This is a genomic window from Rhizobium sp. PAMB 3182 (assembly GCF_052908355.1).
Window position 1 is genome coordinate 1,128,946 of record NZ_CM128607.1, and the last position, 21,322, is coordinate 1,150,267.

22 protein-coding genes are annotated in these 21,322 nt (G+C 62.2%); 8 read left to right on the forward strand and 14 right to left on the reverse strand.

All coding sequences use genetic code 11. The features are described from left to right. The first annotated feature begins 18 nt into the window (after positions 1–18). Positions 19–609: a GNAT family N-acetyltransferase gene (locus tag ACU5AZ_RS05730; protein ID WP_446825931.1), complete on the forward strand. Its 591-nt coding sequence runs from the start codon at positions 19–21 to the stop codon at positions 607–609. Next, on the forward strand, positions 606–3,545 hold the full coding sequence (locus ACU5AZ_RS05735) for an EAL domain-containing protein (RefSeq protein WP_446825061.1): 2,940 nt from the start codon (positions 606–608) through the stop codon (positions 3,543–3,545). The genes ACU5AZ_RS05730 and ACU5AZ_RS05735 overlap by 4 nt, the downstream gene beginning before the upstream one ends. Positions 3,546–3,564: 19 nt before the next feature. Here ACU5AZ_RS05735 and ACU5AZ_RS05740 read toward each other — a convergent pair whose 3' ends face one another. After that, on the reverse strand, positions 3,565–4,170 hold the full coding sequence (locus ACU5AZ_RS05740) for a YqgE/AlgH family protein (RefSeq protein WP_446825062.1): 606 nt from the start codon (positions 4,168–4,170) through the stop codon (positions 3,565–3,567). 291 nt (positions 4,171–4,461) lie between these two features. Between ACU5AZ_RS05740 and ACU5AZ_RS05745 the strand changes: the two genes are divergently transcribed. From ACU5AZ_RS05745 to ACU5AZ_RS05755, 3 genes are all read left to right on the forward strand, one after another. Continuing rightward, entirely contained in the window at positions 4,462–5,172 is a 711-nt protein-coding gene (locus tag ACU5AZ_RS05745) for a protein-disulfide reductase DsbD domain-containing protein (RefSeq protein WP_446825063.1), read from the forward strand. Positions 5,173–5,240: 68 nt separating this feature from the next. After that, positions 5,241–5,726, forward strand: coding sequence for a redoxin family protein (locus ACU5AZ_RS05750; RefSeq protein WP_446825064.1), 486 nt, complete (start codon positions 5,241–5,243; stop codon positions 5,724–5,726). A gap of 187 nt (positions 5,727–5,913) precedes the next feature. After that, entirely contained in the window at positions 5,914–8,016 is a 2,103-nt protein-coding gene (locus ACU5AZ_RS05755) for a putative bifunctional diguanylate cyclase/phosphodiesterase (protein ID WP_446825065.1), read from the forward strand. Positions 8,017–8,031: 15 nt separating this feature from the next. Here the strand turns inward: ACU5AZ_RS05755 and rnhA are convergent, their stop codons facing one another. Further along, entirely contained in the window at positions 8,032–8,472 is a 441-nt protein-coding gene (gene rnhA / locus ACU5AZ_RS05760; RefSeq protein ID WP_446825066.1) for a ribonuclease HI, read from the reverse strand. After that, complete coding sequence (locus ACU5AZ_RS05765; protein WP_446825067.1) at positions 8,472–9,437, reverse strand: homoserine kinase; 966 nt, start codon at positions 9,435–9,437, stop codon at positions 8,472–8,474. The genes rnhA and ACU5AZ_RS05765 overlap by 1 nt, the downstream gene beginning before the upstream one ends. A 243-nt stretch (positions 9,438–9,680) precedes the next feature. Here ACU5AZ_RS05765 and ACU5AZ_RS05770 point away from each other — a divergent pair, with 243 nt between their 5' ends. Continuing rightward, positions 9,681–11,378, forward strand: a complete 1,698-nt coding sequence (locus ACU5AZ_RS05770; RefSeq protein ID WP_446825068.1) for a putative bifunctional diguanylate cyclase/phosphodiesterase — start codon at positions 9,681–9,683, stop codon at positions 11,376–11,378. Positions 11,379–11,382: 4 nt separating this feature from the next. Here ACU5AZ_RS05770 and ispH read toward each other — a convergent pair whose 3' ends face one another. From ispH to ACU5AZ_RS05790, 4 genes are read right to left on the reverse strand one after another with little or no spacing between them, the layout of a single operon-like run. Continuing rightward, positions 11,383–12,375 carry a 4-hydroxy-3-methylbut-2-enyl diphosphate reductase gene (gene ispH / locus ACU5AZ_RS05775; RefSeq protein WP_446825932.1) on the reverse strand — a complete coding sequence of 331 codons (993 nt, stop codon included), beginning with the start codon at positions 12,373–12,375 and terminating at the stop codon, positions 11,383–11,385. Between the two features lie 11 nt (positions 12,376–12,386). Further along, a complete protein-coding gene (locus tag ACU5AZ_RS05780) occupies positions 12,387–12,752 on the reverse strand; it encodes a DUF1304 domain-containing protein (RefSeq protein ID WP_446825069.1) in 366 nt (121 codons plus the stop codon). Continuing rightward, entirely contained in the window at positions 12,749–13,501 is a 753-nt protein-coding gene (locus ACU5AZ_RS05785; protein WP_446825070.1) for an SURF1 family protein, read from the reverse strand. The genes ACU5AZ_RS05780 and ACU5AZ_RS05785 overlap by 4 nt, the downstream gene beginning before the upstream one ends. Next, entirely contained in the window at positions 13,494–13,895 is a 402-nt protein-coding gene (locus tag ACU5AZ_RS05790; RefSeq protein ID WP_446825071.1) for a DUF983 domain-containing protein, read from the reverse strand. The genes ACU5AZ_RS05785 and ACU5AZ_RS05790 overlap by 8 nt, the downstream gene beginning before the upstream one ends. Before the next feature lie 91 nt (positions 13,896–13,986). Between ACU5AZ_RS05790 and ACU5AZ_RS05795 the strand changes: the two genes are divergently transcribed. Next, a complete protein-coding gene (locus ACU5AZ_RS05795; RefSeq protein ID WP_446825072.1) occupies positions 13,987–14,625 on the forward strand; it encodes a chloramphenicol phosphotransferase CPT family protein in 639 nt (212 codons plus the stop codon). Here the strand turns inward: ACU5AZ_RS05795 and ACU5AZ_RS05800 are convergent. From ACU5AZ_RS05800 to coxB, 7 genes are all read right to left on the reverse strand, one after another. Further along, positions 14,612–14,896 (reverse strand): GNAT family N-acetyltransferase, encoded by a 285-nt coding sequence (locus ACU5AZ_RS05800; RefSeq protein WP_446825073.1) that lies wholly within the window; start codon positions 14,894–14,896, stop codon positions 14,612–14,614. The two genes, ACU5AZ_RS05795 and ACU5AZ_RS05800, sit on opposite strands and share 14 nt — an antisense overlap. A 66-nt stretch (positions 14,897–14,962) precedes the next feature. After that, positions 14,963–15,838, reverse strand: coding sequence for a cytochrome c oxidase subunit 3 (locus tag ACU5AZ_RS05805; RefSeq protein WP_446825074.1), 876 nt, complete (start codon positions 15,836–15,838; stop codon positions 14,963–14,965). Positions 15,839–15,902: 64 nt separating this feature from the next. Further along, on the reverse strand, positions 15,903–16,523 hold the full coding sequence (locus tag ACU5AZ_RS05810) for a cytochrome c oxidase assembly protein (RefSeq protein ID WP_446825075.1): 621 nt from the start codon (positions 16,521–16,523) through the stop codon (positions 15,903–15,905). Positions 16,524–16,534: 11 nt separating this feature from the next. After that, the gene (locus tag ACU5AZ_RS05815) at positions 16,535–16,672 is read right to left on the reverse strand and encodes a hypothetical protein (protein WP_446825076.1); all 138 of its coding nucleotides are present in this window, start codon (positions 16,670–16,672) and stop codon (positions 16,535–16,537) included. Then, positions 16,672–17,628, reverse strand: coding sequence for a heme o synthase (locus ACU5AZ_RS05820; RefSeq protein WP_446825077.1), 957 nt, complete (start codon positions 17,626–17,628; stop codon positions 16,672–16,674). The genes ACU5AZ_RS05815 and ACU5AZ_RS05820 overlap by 1 nt, the downstream gene beginning before the upstream one ends. 78 nt (positions 17,629–17,706) lie before the next feature. Beyond that, the gene (ctaD, locus tag ACU5AZ_RS05825) at positions 17,707–19,374 is read right to left on the reverse strand and encodes a cytochrome c oxidase subunit I (RefSeq protein WP_446825078.1); all 1,668 of its coding nucleotides are present in this window, start codon (positions 19,372–19,374) and stop codon (positions 17,707–17,709) included. A gap of 14 nt (positions 19,375–19,388) precedes the next feature. Continuing rightward, the gene (gene coxB, locus ACU5AZ_RS05830) at positions 19,389–20,273 is read right to left on the reverse strand and encodes a cytochrome c oxidase subunit II (RefSeq protein ID WP_446825079.1); all 885 of its coding nucleotides are present in this window, start codon (positions 20,271–20,273) and stop codon (positions 19,389–19,391) included. A gap of 477 nt (positions 20,274–20,750) precedes the next feature. Between coxB and ACU5AZ_RS05835 the strand changes: the two genes are divergently transcribed. Continuing rightward, entirely contained in the window at positions 20,751–21,293 is a 543-nt protein-coding gene (locus ACU5AZ_RS05835; protein ID WP_446825080.1) for an invasion associated locus B family protein, read from the forward strand. Positions 21,294–21,322: the final 29 nt, after the last annotated feature.

The following is a 21,322-nucleotide window of genomic DNA, read 5'->3' on the forward strand; positions in this document are numbered from 1 at the left end:
TCGGCATTCGTCCGATCGATCCTGCGACCGGAACGACGGCCACTGGTCGAGAACGATACCTACCTGCTCCGCCTGCCGGAGCGGAAGGATTTTGGCCAATGGGCGGCACTGAGGACCATCAGCCGGAATTTCCTCGAGCCGTGGGAGCCGGCCTGGAACAATGCCGACTTCACGGAACGGTCCTTCCACTCGCGGGTCGACCGCAACATGGCCGAATTTACCAACGGACAAGCTATCGCTTTATTCATCTTCCGGAAAAGTGATATGGCATTGCTCGGTGGTATCACGATCGGGTTGATCCGGCGCGGCGTCGCGCAAAACTGCATGATCGGATACTGGATGGGCGAGAAGCATGCGGGGCAAGGACATATGTTCGCCGCACTTGGTATGGTTATTCAATATATCTTTTCCGAGCTGCGGTTGCACCGAATTGAGGCGGCATGTATTCCGGAAAATCAACGTAGCATCCGGCTGCTTGAAAAGTCCGGCTTCAAACGGGAAGGCCTCTTGCGCGCTTATCTGAAAATCAATGGCCGGTGGCAGGACCACGTGATGTTCTCGCTGCTGGAAAGCGATCGGCGCACCGCAGAGGCGATGTCGACATCATGATGCGCGCAATCAAAGCATCGATGCCCGGCGGTTTCAGCCCGGCCGCCCTGATGGCCGCGTTGATGGCAATCATCATTGCGGCCGCAAGCCTTCCGGCGCTTGCCGCCGAGCCCGTCAAGATTTCACGCGACGACACCGCGCTCGACCTGACCGCGACGACCGAGATCTATTCCGACCAGGGCGAAGCCTTCCAGGTATCGACCGCGGCCGGTGCCGACGGCATCCGCAGGCGCATCGAGGTGCGGTCCTCCTCGCCTGACCATCACGGCGACTGGGCCGTCTTCGCGCTCGCCAACGTCTCCGACGAGCAGCTCGACCGGCTGATCGTCGCGCCGCATTTCCGGCTGGTCAATTCCGGCCTGTTCTGGCCGGACCTCGGCTCGCAGCGAATCATCTCGATCACGCCGAGCGAAGGCTTTGCGCTGGACCGGCAGCAGAGCACGGAAGCCGACGTCTTCCGCATCACGCTCGATCCGGGCGCCGTCATCACCTTCGTGGCCGAACTCACCTCGCCGGAACTGCCGCAGCTCTATCTGTGGGAGCCGGACGCCTACAAGGACACGGTCAACGCCTTCACGCTCTATCGCGGCATCATGCTCGGCATTGCAGGCCTTCTGGCGGTGTTCCTGACCATTCTCTTCGTCGTCAAGGGCACGTCCATGCTGCCGGCGACGGCGACGCTCGGCTGGGCGGTGCTCGCCTATATCTGCGTCGACTTCGGCTTCCTGGAAAAGCTGATCAGCATCACCGCCTCCGACCAGCGAATATGGCGCGCCTGTGCGGAGGTGGCGCTCGCGTCGAGCCTCGTCATCTTCCTGTTCACCTATCTGAACCTCAACCGCTGGCACATCCACCTGGCGCATGCGACCTTCGCCTGGATCCTTGGCCTCGTGCTGCTGTTCGGCGTCGCGATCTACGATCCGTCGGTGGCAGCCGGTATCGCCCGCTTCTCCTTCGCGCTGACGGCGGTCGCCGGCACCGGGCTGATCATCTATCTCGGCTTCAACCGGTTCGACCGCGCCATCCTTCTGGTGCCCGCCTGGGCGGTCATTCTGGTCTGGCTTGCCGGCGGCTGGCTGACCGTCACCGGCCGATTGAACAACGACATCATCCAGTCGGCGCTCGGCGGCGGCCTCGTGCTGTTCGTGCTGCTGATCGCCTTTACCGTCATGCTGCACGCGTTTTCCGGCGGCGCCTACCAGCTGGGACTGTTCTCCGATCTCGAGCGGCAGGCGCTGGCGCTGATCGGCGGCGGCGACACCGTGTGGGACTGGGATGTCGCGCGCGACCGGGTGACCACCATCCCCGACATTTCCGACAAGCTGGGCCTGGCGCCCGGCGCGATGCATGGACCGGTCAGAAACTGGCTACCGCGACTACACGCGGAAGACCGAGACCGTTTCCGGGCCTCGCTCGACGTTTTGGTCGAACACAGGCGCGGGCGTCTCAGCCATGAATTCCGCATCCGTGCCGAGGACGGCCATTATCACTGGCTGCAGATCCGCGCCCGGCCCGTGCTCGGCGCCAATGGCGAGATCATCCGCTGCGTCGGTACCGCCGAGGACATTACCGAACAGCGCAACTCGATGGAGCGTCTGCTCAACGATCCGCTGTTCGACAATCTGACCGGTCTTCCGAACCGCAAGATCTTCCTCGACCGGCTGGAAACCGCGCTGACGCTTGCCGCGCCGAATTCGACCGTACAGCCGACGGTCATCGTCATCGACATCGACCGTTACGCGCTGGTCAACGAGAAGCTCGGCATCGCCGCCGGCGACAATGTGCTGATCGCGCTCACGCGCCGCCTGCGCCGGCTCCTGCATCCGCAGGACACCCTGGCGCGCATTTCCGGCGACATGTTCGGCCTCATTCTGCTGTCACAGCGCGACCCGGCCAAGATCGCCGAGTTCGCCGAGCGACTCAGCCACGCGATCAGCGCGCCGATTGGCTTCTCCGGCAACGACATCAACCTGAACGCCTCGATCGGCCTCGTCTCGTGGACCGACCAGAAGGAAAGCGCAAACGATCTCTTGAACGACGCCGAGCTCGCCATGTATCGCGCCAAGCGCGCCGGCGGCAATCGCGTCGAGCCGTTCCGTCCGGCCTTCCGCAACGCCAATTACGACCGCCGCCTGACCGACGCCGACCTGAAGCGTGCGCTCGAGCGCAAGGAGCTTTCGCTGGTCTATCAGCCGATCGTCCGGCTGGAAGATGGCGAGATCGCCGGATTCGAGGCGCTGATGCGCTGGGATCACCCCAAGCGCGGCAAGGTGCCGCCGTCGGAATTCATCCAGCTCGCCGAGAAGACAGGCCTGATCGAACAGCTCGGCCTGTTTGCCCTGCAACGGGCGACGACCGACCTGATGGACTGGGAATCGCGGACCACGAAGCTGCCGATCTTCATGTCGATCAACCTGTCGAGCTCCCAGCTGATCGGCAACACCTTCTTCAACGACGTCCGCAACCTGCTCGCCAAGACGCATTGCGAGCCGTCGCGCATCAAGCTCGAGCTGACGGAATCGACGATGCTCGAAAATCCGGAACAGTCGCGGATCATCTTCGACAAGCTGAAAGCGCTGGGCCTCAGCCTCGCGATCGACGATTTCGGCACCGGATACTCATCGCTGTCCTACCTGATGGACCTGCCCTTCGACACGCTGAAGATCGACCGTACGCTGATTGCCGGCAACACGACCAAGCACGAAGTGCTGCTGAAATCCGTGCTCGCCATGGCGCAGGAACTCGGAATGACGGTGGTCGCCGAAGGTGTTCAGGACGAGGAACAGGCGATCCATCTTGCAGAACTCGGCTGCCAGCTGGGCCAGGCCAACATCTTCGGACCGCCGATCGGATCCGATTCGGTGCTGAAGCTTCTGAAGGAACGGTTCGTCACGGAGCGCCGCCGCGGCATCAACAAGGAACCGAATTTCTCCTGAGCCTTCGAGACGCCGCGCCTCAGGCGTGGCCGGCCTCGCGGGAAAGCGCAACCGGATTGACGCCCATCAGCGCCAGCGCGCGCTCGTATTTCGTGTCGAAATTGGCGTCGAAGATCAGCTCCTCGCAGGCCGGGCAATTGAGCCAGCCATTGTTGGCGATCTCGTCTTCGAGCTGGCCCGGCGACCACCCGGCATAGCCGAGCAGCAGGGCCGCCCGCTTCGGCCCCTCGCCCTGGCTGATCGCCCGGATGATGTCGAGGGTGGCCGTCAGCGAGATCTCGTCACTGATCGGGATGCTCGATCCGCAGGAAAAGTCGTCGGAGTGGAGCACGAACCCCCTGCCCGTCTCGACGGGGCCGCCTGTATGGATCGGCAGATCTCGCACGGGCTTGGGCAGCATCAGGCGCGCAGTCTCGTCCATGATGTTGAGATGGGCGAGAATATCGGGAAAGGCCAGGTCCTGGGTCCGATTGATGATGAAGCCCATGGCGCCCGCGGGCGAATGGGCGCAGATGTAGACCACCGACCGGGCGAAGTTCGTATCAGCCATGCCGGGCATGGCGATCAGAAACTGCCCATCGAGGAAACCGCGTTCGCGGTCACTGCTCAGCGCCGAAATAGTCATGCATCCTCCTCACTCGCGCCATTGTCCTCGGGGCGGGGAAATGACGGTATCGGATTTGAGTTGACCACAGACAGGATGGGCCAATGTCACGTATCAATCAACCGGAAATGAAGACGATCAGGAAAGCGTGACTGGAAAATCGCTTCTTGTCCAACTAGATCTCAACGTATGAAAATCAAGCGCTTCCTACAGCAACCCGCTCTTCTTGCTTGCCTTCTCGCCATTTCTCTATCGGCGGGTGCAAAGGCGCAGGCCGCTGAAACCGAATGGGCAACCAGCGAAGGCGGCCGCATGCGGATCGTCACCCTTGCCCCCGACGACAAGGGCATCGCCCAGGCCGCACTGCAGGTCGACCTCAATCCAGGATGGATAACCTACTGGCGGGAGCCCGGCGGCAGCGGCATTCCTCCGCAGATCACGCCGGCGGCAGGCAGCAAGGCGGAAGTCACAGGCATTGATTTTCCCGTACCCAAGCACATCAAGCTGGGAGACATCGACGACATCGCCTATGACACGCCGGTGACCCTGCCCTTCAAGATCGCGCTCAACGGAGAGAAGGGCACCATCAACCTCAGCGCCTTCATCGGGGTCTGCCGCGAAATCTGCGTGCCGTTCCAGTCGGAATTCCCGGTCACAATCCCGGCGTCGGGCGATGACACGTCGGACGCGGAAGCCATCATTCGGGAGGCCGACGCGAAGATGCCGGGCGCACCTGGTCCCGACTTCGACATCAAGAGCCATGCGCTGTCGGCCGACGGCAAGTCGCTGCACCTCAGCATCACCTTGCCTGCCGCGACGACGGACGCCCCGGAGATCATCGCGACCGGGCCCGCCGGCTACGTCTTTGCCGACGTCCGCAACGGCCACCACGACGGCAACACCTATTCAGGCGACCTGAACCTCGACTACCTGCCCGACGGATACGACTTCAAGGGCAGCCAATGGCGCGTGCTCGTCAAGTCCGGCGACCGCGCCATCGATACATCGCTTGCCTTCCCGTAGACAGCCCATATATTTCCAACCGGTTCCCGTGCCCTACGGAGAACAGGCCCACATTTCAGGAGTTACACATGTCGATTGCCGAAGGCGAGAAGCTGCCCGCCGCTACCCTTATGGAAAAGACCCCCGACGGCCCGGCCAAGCTTTCCACGGATGAGCTGTTTGCCGGCAAGAAGGTCGTCCTCTTCGCCGTTCCCGGCGCATTCACCCCGACCTGCTCGCTCAACCATCTGCCGGGCTTCCTCGAAAACCGCGACGCGATCCTCTCCAAGGGCATCGACGACATCATGGTGGTTTCCGTCAACGACTGGCACGTCATGAACGCCTGGGCGGACAAGACCGGCGGCGCCGGGAAGATCCGCTTCCTCGCCGATTTCGACGCGTCCTACACGAAGGCGCTCGGCCTCGACATGGACCTTTCGGCTGGCGGCCTCGGTGTACGCTCCAAGCGCTACTCGATGATCGTCGACGACGGCGTCGTCCAGAAGCTGAACGTCGAGGAGCAGCCCGGCCAGGCGGTCACCTCGGGTGCTGCCGCCATCCTCGAACAGCTCTGAGGCTCAGCCCCGGTTGCAACGGACAGACGCGCACAGGCACCGGATGAGCCTGTGCGCACACTATTAACTATGGCATCCGAATTATCTCCGGGAACGGCATACGGCCTCGCCTGCCACCAGAACTATTCAAACAAAATCAACGTATTCCGCTCGAAAGTCGGCACGCCACACTTCGGGGAATACAATCTTGAGCGTCATCAGTTGCATTACGGGCCAACACAATCTCTGGCTCGTCGGTCTTGCGGCCGTGATCTGCGCCTTCGGTAGCTTCATCACCTTTCGCCTCTTCCTGCGCGGATCGGATGACAGCGGCCTCCTGAAGCTCGGATGGCAGTTCCTCGCCTCGATGGCGGCAGGGTCCTCGATCTGGTCCACCCATTTCATCGCAATGCTCGCCTACAAGAGCGGCGGTCCGGTCTTCTTCGAGCCGGTGCTGACGATCGTCTCTCTGCTCGTGGCCATCTGTGGCATGTTCATCGGCCTGACGGTCGCGTCCCTCAAGTCGCCCCTGGCTTCGGTCGCAGGCGGGGTACTCTGCGGCGGCGCAATCGTCGCCATGCACTATACGGGCATGATGGGCTACCGCATCGATGGCCTGCTTGCCTGGAACACCAACTACGTGGTTGCGTCCATCGTGCTCGCGATCACCATCTCGCCCCTGGCCTTCCTTGCTGCAAACTCCGAGACACTAAACCGGAAGACCGTCGTCGCGACGGGCCTTTTCGTCGTCGCGATCGTCGCGCTGCACTTTACCGGCATGACCGCGCTGGAAGTCACCCCGATGGTGCTGCGCGCTCCCACCGCGCAAGGCGGCACACTGGTCGCCATGGCCTTCGCCGTCGCGCTGGCCGTCTTCGCGATCGTCGGCACCGGCCTCACCACCTTCGTCCTGGACGACCGAAACCGCCGGGAATCCTTTCGCAGGATCAATCATCTTGCCCATTACGACAGCCTCACTGGCCTCGCCAACAGGCAGAACTTCAGTGACCATCTGGAGATGGAGTTGAGCCGTGCCCAGGATGAAGGCTCGCGATTCGTTCTGATCACATTCGACTTGGACCGGTTCAAGGAAATCAACGACATCCGTGGACATGGCGCAGGCGATCAACTGCTTTGCGTGCTCGGCGACCGGCTGAAGAGATTTGTCGATGAAGACCACTTTGTCGCGCGCCTGGGCGGCGACGAGTTTGCTGCCATCGGGCGGCTCGACAACCAGAAGCTCGCCTATGATTTCATGGCGCAGATCAAGGCGGAAATCTGCAAGCCGGTGCGATTGCAGGGCGGAACCGATGTATCGGTCAATGTCAGCCTTGGAGCGGCGTTTTACCCGGCGGACGGCGACAGCAGCCAGGATCTTGTCAACAATGCCGACCTCGCGATGCGCCGGGCCAAGTCCGACATCACACGCTCCATCTGCTTCTACGACGCGTCCATGGATGAGGCCGTGCGTAGCCGCAAGGAGCTGATGGCCAACCTCCGCCAGGCCATAGAGTTGGAGCAATTCGAAGTCTTCTATCAGGTGCAGACCTCGGTCTCCACCGGTGCCGTGCGGGGTTACGAAGCCCTGCTTCGCTGGAAACACCCTGTGCGCGGCTACGTGCCCCCCAGCGAATTCATCCCCATTGCGGAAGAGAGCGGCATGATTCTCGCCATTGGCGAATGGGTGCTCCTGACGGCATGCCAGCAGGCGGTTACATGGCCAGCGGCGGCCAAGATCGCCGTCAACCTGTCGCCATTGCAGTTTGCCGACCGCAAACTGCCGGCAACCGTCGCAGGCATTCTGCAAAGGACAGGTCTTCCCGCCGAACGGCTGGAACTGGAACTGACGGAGACCACCATCGTGCAGGACCGCCAGCGCACGCTGGATATGCTGAAGGAAATCAAAGCGCTTGGCGTGACAATCGCGCTCGACGACTTCGGCACCGGTTATTCGTCACTCGAAACCCTGCGGGCGTTTCCCTTCGACAAGATCAAGCTCGACCGCTCCTTCATGAGCGAAATCGAAAGCGACCAGCAGGCGCGCGCGATCATCCGCGCCGTCCTGGCGCTGGGCAAAAGCCTGGACATTCCGATCCTGGCCGAAGGCGTCGAGACCAGGAACCAGCTGGACATCCTCAACCACGAAGGCTGCGACGCCGCGCAAGGGTATCTGCTGGGCCGCCCCGCCCCGATGAACAAGATTCGGGAGGACGACGCCGCGCGCGCCCAGGTGATCGACAGACAGGTCGCGCGGCTGCAAAGCGTGCTCGCGGACGGGGACAATGTGGTAGAGGTAAGAGCGGCCGGCTGAAGTCGGCCAGTCATTTCACCGACGCTTGAAGGGCTCCATGCCCATGCGGGCAAGTTCGTCGGCGCGTTCGTTTTCCGGATGGCCGGCATGGCCCTTGACCCAGTGCCACTTGACCTTGTGGCGCTGGTTTGCGGCGTCGAGTTGCTGCCAGAGCTCGCCATTCTTGACCGGCTTCTTGTCGGCCGTCTTCCAGCCGTTCTTCTTCCAGCCGAAGATCCACTTGGAAATCCCGTCCATGACGTATTTGCTGTCGGTGTAAAGATCGACCTCGCAGGCGCTCTTCAGCGCCGTCAGTGCCGAGATCGCCGCCAGGAGCTCCATGCGGTTGTTGGTCGTCTCCGCCTCGCCGCCCGACAGTTCCTTTTCGGTTTCGCCGTAGCGCAGTATGGCACCCCAGCCGCCCGGGCCCGGATTGCCCGAGCAGGCGCCGTCGGTGAAGATATCGACATGTTTCATCAGCGTGTCAGTCCGTATTCAGCGGCATTGCGTATCTGGCGGTGGAAGCGCAGCTTCTTCAGATATTCGAGTGGATCTTTCTTGACGACCAGAGCGCCGGCCGGCGTCGTCAGCCAGTCGTAGAGCCGGGTGAGGAAGAAGCGCAGCGCCGAGCCGCGGGCGAGGATCGGCAGGGCCGCGGCCTCCGCCTCGGAGAGCGGCCGCACGCTCTCATAGCCCTGCAGCAGCGCCATGCCCTTGGTGACGTTGAACGCGCCGTCCTTTTCGAAGCACCAGGCATTGAGGCAGATGGCGACGTCATAGACGAGCAGGTCGTTGCAGGCGAAATAGAAGTCGATCAGGCCGGAAAGCCGGTCGCCCAGGAAGAAGACATTGTCCTGGAAAAGATCGGCATGGATGACGCCGGTCGGCAGGTCGGTCGGCCAATTGGCCTCGAGGTCGGCGAGTTCGGCCGGGATTTCCGCGCCAAGCCCCTCTTCCACCTCGTCGGCGCGCGCGGCCGACTTCTCCCAAAGCGGACGCCAGCCGGAGAGCGACAGCGCGTTCTCGCGGCGGATCTCGAAGCCGTCGCCAGCGACATGCATTTCAGCCAGCGCCCGGCCCACTTCGCGGCAATGGCGCGCCTCGGGCTTGCGAAGCCACATGCCTTCGAGGAAGGAAATCAGCGCAGCCGGACGGCCGGAGAGTTCTCCCAGCAGCTCGCCATCCTTGCGCGGCAGCGGCAGCGGGCAATTGAGCCCGCGCTCATAGAGATGATGCATCAGCCCCAGGAAGAACGGCAGGTCGTTGCGATCGACGCGCTTCTCATAGAGCGTCAGGATCAACGGGTCCTTCGAGGTGTGCAGCAGGAAGTTGGAATTCTCGACGCCCTCGGCAATGCCCTTATAGGAGAGCAGTTCGCCGACATCATAGGCGGCAAGAAAATCCTTGAGCTCGTGTTCGTTGATATCCGTATAGACTGCCACAGCTTTCGTCCCGCATCTTGAATGGATGCAGCCATATATCGGGTGGAAGGCTGGTTCCAGTCCCGAAACGACACGGGGCACAGGAAATGGCATATGGGGCAATGCTCGGTCGACGATCATGTTGCTCCAGGTGCTCATCCCTCGGCATGCCCGCAGCCGCCTTCATCTCCCTCTGCAACTTTACCTTTCTCTAATGTTCATTCCTTATTCTGGAGTGGTGTATAGAGGACTGGATGTGAACTGATGATGTATGCAGAGGGGCGGCAACTGGCAGATCACTTCGCTAGGGCGATGCATCTTGCCCTGATCGTGGCGGATCGGTCCGGCATTATCCGCTTCGCCAATCCGGCCTTCTGCGACATGTTCGGCTATGACGCGGACGAAATCGTCGGCAAGCCCATTACAGTCATCATTCCAGAACGCATGCGGGGTGCACATACCGCAGGGATGTCGAATGTCGCGGCAGGGTCCAAGCCTGGCCTGGTCGGCAAGGCGGTCGAGGTGTCGGCCCTCAAGCGCGACGGCAGCGAGTTGCCGATCGAGATTACCCTCGCAATATGGAACGACGACGGAGAGTTCTGGGCCGGGGCAACGATACGGGACATTTCCGAACGTCGCGAGCGGGATGCGCGGCTGATGCGGCTTGCTTCGCATGACACCCTGACGGGCCTGCAGAACCGTCATGAGTTCATGAGCCTTCTGAGCGAGAAGCTCTTGCGCGGCCAGTCCTGCTCTCTGATCCTCATGGACCTTGATGGCTTCAAGGACGTCAACGACACCCATGGCCACATGATGGGCGACAGCCTGCTGCAGGCGGTCGGCGTCCGGCTTCCCTATCTGCTTGGCGACAAAGCCTACATCGGCAGGTTGGGCGGTGACGAATTCGCGGTCCTGCTGAAGGAGACCGCCGATCCGCGGATCGTGCAGCTGGAGGCATCCAGGATCATCTCGGCATTCAAGAAGCCCTTCAGCCTCGGCGGACTTGAGTTGGAAGTGGGCGCAAGCCTCGGCGTTGCCCTGGCCCCGGCACACGGGCGCGACGCCGAGGAGCTGCTGGCGTCCGCCGACTTCGCGCTCTACCGCGCCAAGGCTTCCGGCGGCCGCTCCTATCGCTTCTTCGAACCGACAATGCGCAGCGAGAGCCAGGCGAAACGCGACATGCGCGACCTGCTGCGCCGCGCCCTGCAGAATTCGGAATTCGAGCTCTACATCCAGCCGCAAGTGGATCTCGCAACGCGGGACATCGTCGGCTTCGAGTCCCTCATTCGCTGGAACCATCCGGAGAAAGGTCTGTTGCTGCCGGGCGTGTTCCTGCCCTCGCTTGAGCAAAGCTCGCTCGCCTCCGAAATCGGCTGGTGGACGATTGATGAGGCCTGCCAGACGGCATCGCAGATCAACGGCGGAAGCGGGCGCTTCCGGGTCGCCGTCAATCTCTTCGCCCAGCAGTTCCGCTCACCCCACCTGTGCGAACGGGTCACGGAAGCGCTGGAGCGTCATCAGCTGGCGCCGGAGTGCCTAGAACTCGAAGTTACAGAGGAAATCGCGCTCAATGACGAAGAGGCCAGCCTTCAGACATTGAAGGCGATTCGCGATATCGGCGTCGGCGTCGCCTTCGACGATTTCGGAACTGGCTTTGCGTCCTTGAGTTCCTTGCAGCGCTACCCGCTGACCACGCTGAAGATCGACCGCGGCTTCATCCGCGATATCCGCAGCCGCTCGTCCGGCGCGGCAATCACCCGAGCGCTGGTGGCGATGAGCCGCGAGATGGGATTGCGTACCGTGGCCGAAGGGATCGAGACCATGGAGCAGGAGGACCTTCTGCGCGAAATCGGCTGTCAGGAGGGACAAGGTTATCTCTACGGACGCCCCATGCGGAAGATGGATGCTCTCGCATATCTCGGGGAACCCGACATGCCTGCGGGCGAGATGAACATCGCCTGACGGCTCAGCCGTTCACCCAGGCCATGTCCGCGTGCGTGAGTTCGATCTCGCGCAGTTCGCGGTTGACGAGGAAATGCTCGTTTTCCTCCGCCGTGATCGCAAGGTCGACCTTGGCGTCGAAGCGTTCGCGGAAGGCTTCGATGATTTCGTTGACGATCACCTCCGGCGCGGACGCGCCCGCAGACAGTCCGACGGTGCGGATGTCGCCGATATCATTCCAGTCGATCTCGGAGGCACGCTGGACGAGAATCGAGCGCGTTGCACCGGCCTTCAACGCGACCTCGACGAGGCGCTTGGAGTTCGACGAGTTCGGCGCGCCGACGACGATGAAGAGATCGCAGCCTGGTGCGGCTTCCTTGACCGCTTCCTGGCGGTTCGTGGTCGCGTAGCAGATCGAATCGGCGGCAGGCGCCGTCAGGTTCGGGAAGCGCTCGGCGAGCTTGGCGATGACGCCTGCGGTATCATCGACCGAAAGCGTCGTCTGGGTGACATAGCCGAGATTGTCGGGATCGGTCGGCTGGTAGGCCTCGGCATCCTCGACGGTCTCGATCAGAGACACGGAGCCTTGCGGCAACTGCCCCATGGTACCTATGACCTCCGGATGGCCGGCATGGCCGATCAGGACGACATGACGGCCGAGCCGCTGGTGACGCATCGCCTGCTTGTGGACCTTGGAGACGAGCGGGCATGTGGCGTCGAGGTAGAAGAGGTTGCGGGCTTCCGCATCGGCGGGTACCGACTTCGGCACGCCATGTGCGGAGAAGACCACCGGCTGCTCGCGGTGTTCGGCAGGGATCTCATCGAGCTCCTCGACGAAGATCGCGCCCTTGGCCTCCAGCCCCTCGACCACGTAGCGGTTATGGACGATCTCGTGGCGGACATAGACGGGGGCACCGTAGGACTTCAATGCCAGAACGACGATCTGGATCGCCCGGTCGACGCCGGCGCAGAAGCCGCGCGGCCCGCACAGCCTGATTGTCAGTTCCGGTTTCGCCATTGCCACGTCGTCTATCCCGCAGAAAGTACACAGATTGCCGCGACAAGGGCCGGCAGTCCCTGGATGAACAGGATCCGGCGATTGGCGCTTACCGCGCCATATAGGGCGGCGACGAAGACGCAGCCAAGAAAAAACAGCTTCAGCTGGTAAGAAAAATCGGGATTGGGGTGGAAGAGCGCCCAGATCAGGCCGGCGGCGAGAAAGCCGTTATAGAGCCCCTGATTGGCGGCCATGACCTTCGTCGCCTCGGCCTGCTCCGGCTTCATGCGGAAGGCCTTCAGCCCCTGCGGCTTGGTCCAGAGAAACATTTCGAGGACCAGGATGTAGATGTGCAGAAGCGCCACGAGGGCCACCAGAACGGATGCGATGATGCTCATGGTTCCTCCTTCTCTTGCTTGCGCCTGCCGCCGTCGAAAAAGCGGATGGCGGTGACGACGACCAGCACGGCGGCCAGTCCGTACCAGGTGAAGGCATATTGCAGGTGATCGTTGGGCAGGTCGACCTGCGTGACGCCGCCGACCGGCAGGCCGCCGGGATTGGGCGTCGCATCCGCATCGACGAACAGCGGCAGCACTTTCGACGGATCCAGGCCGGTGCTCGATGCCATGGCGTCGAGATCCTTCCAGTAGAAGATGTCCTTGGCGATGTCGTTGTCCGGAACCATCCTGGACGGCTTCTCGGCGAGCTTGGTGCGCGCCAGCCCGGTGACTGTCTGCACGCCCTCCAGTTCGCCCTCCCGGCGTTTGCCGGGCTCCTTGAGGTCATAGGGGACGAAGCCACGGTTGACGAATACGATGCGGCCGTCGGCCATCGTCAGCGGCGTGTAGACGTAGAAGCCGCTGGCGCCGTCATGGGTGGCGAGGAAGTGGCGTTCGCGGCTGTTGTCGAAGGTCCCCGTCAGCGTCACCGTCCGGTATTCGATGTCTTCCCCGGCCTTCGCCATGGCTTCGATCGCGTCGATCGAGACGGGCGGGGCATGGCGGCGCGATTCGATGTCGGCGAGCAGGCCTTCCTTCCAGTGCAGCCGCTCCACCTGCCAGGTGCCGAGCGACAGGAGGACGGCGAGCGCCAGCACCAGCAGCAGCGCCGGAACGAAGCGTATGGACCTTCCGGCGATTTCAGCCACGGTCGATGCGGCCCTCTGCTGCCTTGTGCTTGTATTGCAGCGAAATGAGGATGCCCTTCAGCGCCCGCAAGAGATAGAGCGACAGGCCGATGGTCAGCGGAATCCACAGGAGCAGATGCAGCCAGAAGGGCGGGTTGTAGGTGACCTGCATCCACAGCGCCAAACCGACGACGACGAAGCCGACGATCAGGATGACGAAGACCGCGGGACCATCGCCGGCGTCCGCGAAGGAATAGTCGAGCCCGCAACTGGCACAACGCGGCTTGACGGCGAGAAAGCCCTGGAAGAGCTTGCCCTGGCCGCAGCGCGGGCAGCAGCCTTTCAGCCCGGTCTTGATCGGATCGACCGGCGGAAAATGCGCCGTGTCTTCATGCTGTGCCGGATTGTCGCTCATGCCATCTTCCTCGCTTTGTCTTTCTTCCTTAGGATATCCGCAATTGGCAGGCAAATTTTTCTCTCGACCCCTCAGAACGATGGAGTGACGAATGGAAAAGCATGAGCCTCTTGGACAGATCATCATCCTCAATGGCGCCCCCCGATCCGGCAAGACGTCGATCGCCCGCGCGATCCAGACCCACTGGGACGGCATATGGATGAACATCGGCGTCGATGGCCATATGCGCATGCTGCCGGAGCGTCTGCGTCCGGGGATCGGGCTTCGTCCGGGCGGCGAGCGGCCCGACCTGGAAGCGCATCTGCCGGCGCTCTACGGCGCCTGGTTCGACGCCATCGCCGCCCACAGCCGCCGCGGCATCAACGTAGTCGCCGACTTCGGCATCCATGACGGCCATGCCGGATCGCTGCACCTGATGGAAAATTGCCGCAAGCAGCTTGAAGGCTTGCCGCTGCTCGTCGTCTGCGTGACCTGCCCGCTTGGCGAAATCATGAAGCGCCGCGCCGCCGACAGCGATCCTTCGCACCACTACACCAAGGCCAGCGTCGACGATCCAGTACCGCTGCCGGTAGCCCGCTGGCAGGAATATATCCGCCGGGCCGACACCTACGATCTGACGCTCGACACCAGCGTTCTCACCCCGCTCGAATGCGCCGACATCATCGAAGACCGGTTGCAGGGCGTGGCGATCACGCCGGCCGCCGTGCGGAAACGGGCTAGCGTCCGCTGATCACGTCGCTCCATTCGGGATGGCGCGCCAATTGCGCCTTGAAGAACGGGCAGAGCGGGATGATCTTCCAGCCCCCTGCCCGCGCCTCCTCGACGGCGTGAACGGCGAGCGCCTGACCGACGCCCTTGCCGCGTAACGCATCCGGTATGCCGGTGTGATCGATGATGATCAGGTGTGCGGACGCCCGCGAATAGGTCATTTCGCCCTCATGCCCCTCGACGGTTGCCACGTAACGGCCGCCGGATTGGCCCTTTTCCTCGCGAATATCCATGCGCATCCCTCTCAAATGAAAAAGGCGGCGGTGATGTCACCGCCGCCCGTTTGTTTCAGCGTCCGATCAGCCCGCGAGCGGCGCACCCCAGCCGCCCCAGATGTAGATCGAGAAGAACAGGAACAGCCAGACCACGTCGACGAAGTGCCAGTACCAGGCAGCCGCCTCGAAGCCGAAATGCTGCTTGGCCGTGAAGTCGCCGCCCATGGCGCGGAACAGGCAGACCAGCAGGAAGATGGTGCCGACCAGAACGTGGAAACCATGGAAGCCGGTCGCCATGAAGAAGGTCGCGCCGTAGATCGACTCCTTGAAGGCGAACGGGGCATGCATGTATTCGTACGCCTGCACGCAGGAGAACAGAACGCCGAGCGCCACGGTGAGCGTCAGGCCGGAGATCAGGCCCTTTCGGTCGTTGTGCAGCAGCGCGTGGTGCGCCCAGGTGACCGTCGTGCCCGACAGGAGCAGGATCACGGTGTTGTAGAGCGGCAGGTGCCAGGGATCGAGAACCTCGACGCCCTTCGGCGGCCACTGACCGCCGGTGAACTCGACGCGGGCGGCCTGGATGGCCTCGGCCGGGAACAGGCTGGCATCGAAGAAGGCCCAGAACCATGCCACGAAGAACATGACTTCCGACGCGATGAACATGATCATGCCATAGCGCAGATGGAGGGAGACGACCCGGGTGTGCGCACCCTCATGCGCTTCCTTGATCGTGTCGGCCCACCAGGCGAACATGGTGTAGAGCGTCAGGAGAAGGCCGATGAAGAACAGCCACGGATTGGCAAGCTCGGCACCGAACAGCTTGATCGAACCGCCGTTCAGGTAGCGCATGTAGCATACGCCGCCGAAGGTCAGGATGAAGGCACCCACGGAAGCCAGGAACGGCCACGGGCTTGGGTCGATGATGTGGTAGTCGTGATTTTTCTGATGCGCATCGGCCATATCAGCTATCCCCGAATGTCAAACTTCCTCTCGAGATTACCGCCGGAGCGGAACCCCATTCCCACTATAACTGCGCTGCGTCCTTTTTCCCGCCCTTGACCGGAGCTGTCGAAGCAACCGGCTTTTCCCTCTCGTGCGGGTACATGGTGTAAGACAGCGTAAGCGTTCCGATGCCCTTTGTCTCGACCTCGTTGACGATATCGGGATCGATGTAAAAGACGACGGGCATTTCCAGCGTTTCACCCGGTTCCAGCGTGGTCTCGGTGAAACAGAAGCATTCGACCTTGTTGAAATAAGCACCGGCCGCCTGCGGCGTGACGTTGAACGTCGCCTGGCCGGTCTGCTCCTTTCCGGAATTGTTGGTCGCGATGAAGCGAACCTCGACGGTTTCGCCGATCTTCGGATCGACCGAACGCTGAACCGGCTTGAACGACCAGTCGAGACCGGGCGCCATGTTGGCGTCGAAGGTGACCTTCATGCGCTTGTCGAGAACGCGGTCGGCGTATTGTTCGACGCGCTTCGTGGTGCCGCCATAACCGGTCACCTGGCAGAAGATCTTGTAGAGCGGCACGGCGGCATAGCTCATGCCGATCATGCCGAACACGAAGGTCAGGCAGACGACGACCACCGCACCATTGTTGCGGGTCTTCCTTTCTGCCGGTGCCTTGTTCGTCTCCTCCGCCACATCGTCCTCCTTCAGTGCGCGCCGCCGGCGATCTTCACCACCGTCACGACGTAGAACAGAATGACGAGACCGCCGAGAACGAGGCCGAGCGCTATGTTGCGGCCACGCCGCGACTTCTTCTGCTTCTCGTTGAGTTCGACCGTATCCATTACAGCAGACCTCCCTGCGCCAGACCGTAGGCGATTGCCAGGTGATCGACCATCAGCGCCAGGAAAATGACGAAGAGATACATGATCGAGAAGGCAAAGAGCTTCTTGGCCGGCAGCATGCGTTCGTCGCCATCGGCCATCCGCAGCACGCCGGCGGCGTACCACACGAAGGCGAGCCCGAGACAGAGCGAGGCAGCACCATACCAGACGCTCGACAGGCCGATGACGACCGGCACGACGCCGGTGAGCGCCGTCAGGACGGCGTAGAGCGCGATCTGACGCTTCGTCGTCGCCTCACCGGAGACATTCGGCAACATCGGCACGCCGACGGCGCCGTAATCGCGCATCTTGAAGAGCGCGAGCGCCCAAAAATGCGCCGGGGTCCAGAGGAAGATGATGAGGAAGAGAACGATGCTCTCGACCGATACGCCGCCCGTCACGCAGGCCCAGCCGATCATCGGCGGGAAGGCGCCGGCGGCTCCGCCGATGACGATGTTCTGCGGCGTCGAGCGCTTCAGCCACATCGTGTAGACGACGGCGTAGAAGAAAATGGTAAAGGCCAACAGTCCGGCCGAGAGCCAGTTGACGGCGAGCCCGAGAATGGCGACCGAGAAGGCCGACAGCGTGATGCCGAAGGCCAGCGCCTCTTCCGGCGCGACCTTGCCGGCCGGAATGGGACGGGTGGCCGTGCGGCTCATGACCGCATCGATATCGGCGTCGTACCACATGTTGAGCGCACCCGAGGCGCCCGCGCCGACGGCGATGCACAGAATGGCGATCAGGCCGATCGCCGGATTGATGTGACCGGGGGCAACGACCAGGCCGGCGAGAGCCGTGAACACGACAAGCGACATGACCCGCGGCTTCAGAAGCGCGAAGTAGTCGCCGGCGCTCGCCTCGGACAGGCGGACGCCCGCTTCCGTTGCTACACCGTCGTGATGATCCATGACACTCATTGCGAATTCCGCACTCAATCTGACAGGACGGGCCGCCCAAAGCTGCGGGCGGCCCAATTTCGTTGTTGCGACCGAAGCTTACTTGATCTTCGGCAGCTGTTCCCACTGGTGGAACGGCGGCGGCGAAGACAGCTGCCATTCGAGCGTTGTCGCACCTTCACCCCACGGATTGTTGCCAGCGACGCGCTTCTTGGAGAAGGCTTCCCAGACCGTGAAGAGGAAGACCAGGACACCGACGGCCGAGATGTAGGAGCCGTAGGACGAAATGCGGTTCCAGTCGGCGAATGCATCCGGATAGTCGATGTAGCGGCGCGGCATGCCTGCGAGACCCAGGAAGTGCTGCGGGAAGAAGACCAGGTTCACGCCGACGAACATGACCCAGAAGTGCAGCTTGCCGAGGGTTTCGGAATACATGTAGCCGGTCATCTTCGGGAACCAGTAGTACCAGGCCGCGAAGATCGCGAACACGGCGCCGAGCGACAGCACGTAGTGGAAGTGAGCCACGACGTAGTAGGTGTCGTGCAGCGAGCGGTCGAGGCCGGCATTGGCCAGCTGAACGCCCGTCACGCCGCCGACGGTGAACAGGAAGATGAAGCCGATCGCCCAGACCATCGGCGTGCGGAACTGGATGGAACCACCCCACATCGTCGCAATCCAGGAGAAGATCTTCACGCCCGTCGGAACCGCGATGACCATCGTGGCGAACACGAAGTAGCGCTGCGTGTCGAGCGACAGGCCGACCGTGTACATGTGGTGCGCCCAGACGATGAAGCCGACGGCGCCGATCGCGACCATGGCGTAGGCCATGCCGAGATAGCCGAACACCGGCTTCTTCGAGAAGGTCGAGACGATGTGGCTGATGATGCCGAAGCCGGGCAGGATCAGGATGTACACTTCCGGGTGACCGAAGAACCAGAACAGGTGCTGGAACAGGATCGGGTCGCCGCCGCCTTCCGGTGCGAAGAAGGTCGTACCGAAGTTGCGGTCGGTCAGCAGCATGGTGATGCCGCCTGCCAGAACCGGCAGCGAGAGCAACAGCAGGAACGCCGTGATCAGAACGGACCAGGCAAACAGCGGCATCTTGTGCAGCGTCATGCCCGGAGCGCGCATGTTCAGGATCGTGGTGATGAAGTTGATCGCACCGAGGATCGAGGATGCGCCGGCGACGTGCAGCGAGAAGATCGCCAGGTCGACGGCCGGTCCCGGCTGCCCTGAGGTGGAGAGCGGCGGATAGATCGTCCAGCCACCACCGACACCCCATGCGCCCGGCGCGCTGTCGACGAACATCGAGAGCACGAGGAGCAGGAAGGCCGGAACGATCAGCCAGAAGGAGATGTTGTTCATGCGCGGGAAGGCCATGTCCGGCGCGCCGATCATGATCGGCACCATCCAGTTGGCGAAACCGCCGATCAGCGCCGGCATGACCATGAAGAAGATCATGATCAGGGCGTGCGCGGTGGTGAACATGTTGTACATGCTCTTGCCCGCGTCGATGGCGGAGTCGCCGTCGAGGCCGTACATCATGGAGGCAAGGCCGTGGAAGATCTGGATGCCCGGCTCCTGCAGCTCCATGCGCATGAAGACGGACAGCGTTCCGCCGACGATGCCGGCGAAGATCGCGAAGATCAGATAAAGCGTGCCGATATCTTTGTGGTTCGTCGAGAAGAACCAGCGGGTAAAGAAGCTCGGCTTGTGATCGTGGTGATCAGTATGGGCGGCGTGTTCGCCAGCGGCAGGTCCAGCCATCGTCCTCACTCCCCTCAGTTCGAAGCGTTGTCGGCGACGTCGACGGTCTTCACGCCATCGACAGCGGCCATAAGATCTTTGTTTGCCTTGTCGAGGTCGTTTGCGGCCTCGGCGAGCCAAGCATTATACTTGTCTTCGGACACGATACGGATACCGATCGGCATGAACGCATGGTCCTTGCCGCAGAGCTCGGAACACTGGCCGTAGAACATGCCCTCGCGCTCGGCCTTGAACCAGGTCTCGTTGAGACGGCCGGGAACGGCGTCGACCTTGATGCCGAAGGACGGCATGGCGAACGAATGGATGACGTCGGTCGGCGCGGCGGTCACGAGGACGCGCACGGTCTTGTTGACCGGCAGCACCAGCTCGTTGTCGACGGCCAGCAGTCGCGGATAGGCCTTGAGGTCTTCCTTGCCGGCGGCGGAGCGATCACCTTCCTTCAGCATGTAGGAATCGAACGAGACCGGATTGTCCATCTCGTATTCGTAGTTCCACTGCCACTGGGTGGCGGTCGCCTTGACGGTGATGTCCGGATTGGCCGGCATCACGAGTTCCGAGGACAGCAGGTTGAACGACGGAATGGCAAGGAACAGCAGGATCACGACCGGACCGACAGTCCAGACAACCTCGATCGCGGTGTTGTGGCTCGTCTTCGACGGCACCGGATTGGCGCTCTCGCGGAACTTGACGACCACGACGATCAGCAGCAGCAGCACGAAAAGCGTGATCGGAACGATGAACCAAAGCGTGTACTGCTCGAACCAACGAATTTCATGCATGACCGGCGTGGCGGCCGGCTGCAGACCCATCTGCCACGGCGCCGGCTGGTCAGCAAAGCCAGCAGAAGCAAAGAGCAGACAGGCCAGACCGGCCAACGCTGCAAAAGCCCTCTTTGTCACAATTAAATCTCCCCTCAGCGTTTGACCTAAGTCAAACAGAAAAAACAGAATCCTGCTATTCGTGTTGCTTAAAATCACAGTTTCCCGCTGGCTGCAACACCTGCGCCTATATGCCGGTGCGGCATATTCACGCAAAACCGCTTGCGGACCTTTTCTTTTCCTAAAAACCCTCCTACAGGAGCAAGTCGCCCTTCCGAAAAGGCCGGCGCGACGGCCTGCGTGAGCGTCCTTCCTGGCTCTCCATTCTAATGGTCTGCCGGGCTGCGTCAAAGAGATTTGCTTGCGCGCGACAATCATGCCAAGGTTTTTGCGTCCGCGATGTCCGGGGCTTGCCGCATGGCGCAATTTTGCCTGCATTGCCCTGAATAAGCGGTCCCAGATGCAACGCCTGCAGGCGGGCGCGGCGGCTCGGGCTTTCCATTTGCAGGCGAAGGCTTCAAGAATGGCCTGACTGATTCGAATGCTAGAGGGTTTTTGATGGGTCTCATCTCCCGATCGCGCGTGGCTCTGTCCACCGCTTTGCTCGCCACTGCGCTGCTTTCCGTTCAACCGGCGTCCGCCCAGCAGGCGGGGACCGTGAAGGCGACCTATGGCGCCTGGTCCGTGCTCTGCGACAAGCCGGCCGGCGCGCAGGCGGAGCAGTGCGTGCTGATGCAGAACGTGCTTGCCGAGGACAGGCCCGAAATCGGGCTGTCCGTCGCTATCCTGAAGACGGCCGACCGCAAGTCCAAGATCCTGCGGGTACTGGCGCCGCTTGGCGTGCTCTTGAGCCCGTTCGAGCCCTATCGCGGCGGCCTGGGCCTGACGATCGACGACAAGTATATCGGCCGCACCGAATTCGTCCGCTGTTTCTCCGACGGCTGCTATGCCGAGGTCAATCTCGACGAAGATCTCCTGAAGGTGCTGCGCAACGGCAAGACCGCCGTGTTCTCCGTCAAGGAATCGATCGACGAGGAAAACGGCATCGGCATCCCGGTCGATCTCAAGGGCTTCGGCGAAGGCTACGACAATCTGCCCTGAGGGCATCGCCTTGCTCTTCCCGCTGTCGC

Coding starts and splice junctions, on each gene's coding strand:
- ACU5AZ_RS05735 (WP_446825061.1), top strand. CDS start 606: ATGATGCGCGCAATCAAAGCATCGATGCCCGGCGGTTTCAGCCCGGCC.
- ACU5AZ_RS05740 (WP_446825062.1), bottom strand. CDS start 4,170: ATGACTATTTCGGCGCTGAGCAGTGACCGCGAACGCGGTTTCCTCGAT.
- ACU5AZ_RS05745 (WP_446825063.1), top strand. CDS start 4,462: ATGCGGATCGTCACCCTTGCCCCCGACGACAAGGGCATCGCCCAGGCC.
- ACU5AZ_RS05750 (WP_446825064.1), top strand. CDS start 5,241: ATGTCGATTGCCGAAGGCGAGAAGCTGCCCGCCGCTACCCTTATGGAA.
- rnhA (WP_446825066.1), bottom strand. CDS start 8,472: ATGAAACATGTCGATATCTTCACCGACGGCGCCTGCTCGGGCAATCCG.
- ACU5AZ_RS05770 (WP_446825068.1), top strand. CDS start 9,681: ATGATGTATGCAGAGGGGCGGCAACTGGCAGATCACTTCGCTAGGGCG.
- ispH (WP_446825932.1), bottom strand. CDS start 12,375: ATGGCGAAACCGGAACTGACAATCAGGCTGTGCGGGCCGCGCGGCTTC.
- ACU5AZ_RS05780 (WP_446825069.1), bottom strand. CDS start 12,752: ATGAGCATCATCGCATCCGTTCTGGTGGCCCTCGTGGCGCTTCTGCAC.
- ACU5AZ_RS05790 (WP_446825071.1), bottom strand. CDS start 13,895: ATGAGCGACAATCCGGCACAGCATGAAGACACGGCGCATTTTCCGCCG.
- ACU5AZ_RS05795 (WP_446825072.1), top strand. CDS start 13,987: ATGGAAAAGCATGAGCCTCTTGGACAGATCATCATCCTCAATGGCGCC.
- ACU5AZ_RS05800 (WP_446825073.1), bottom strand. CDS start 14,896: ATGGATATTCGCGAGGAAAAGGGCCAATCCGGCGGCCGTTACGTGGCA.
- ACU5AZ_RS05805 (WP_446825074.1), bottom strand. CDS start 15,838: ATGGCCGATGCGCATCAGAAAAATCACGACTACCACATCATCGACCCA.
- ACU5AZ_RS05815 (WP_446825076.1), bottom strand. CDS start 16,672: ATGGATACGGTCGAACTCAACGAGAAGCAGAAGAAGTCGCGGCGTGGC.
- ACU5AZ_RS05820 (WP_446825077.1), bottom strand. CDS start 17,628: ATGAGTGTCATGGATCATCACGACGGTGTAGCAACGGAAGCGGGCGTC.
- ctaD (WP_446825078.1), bottom strand. CDS start 19,374: ATGGCTGGACCTGCCGCTGGCGAACACGCCGCCCATACTGATCACCAC.
- ACU5AZ_RS05835 (WP_446825080.1), top strand. CDS start 20,751: ATGGGTCTCATCTCCCGATCGCGCGTGGCTCTGTCCACCGCTTTGCTC.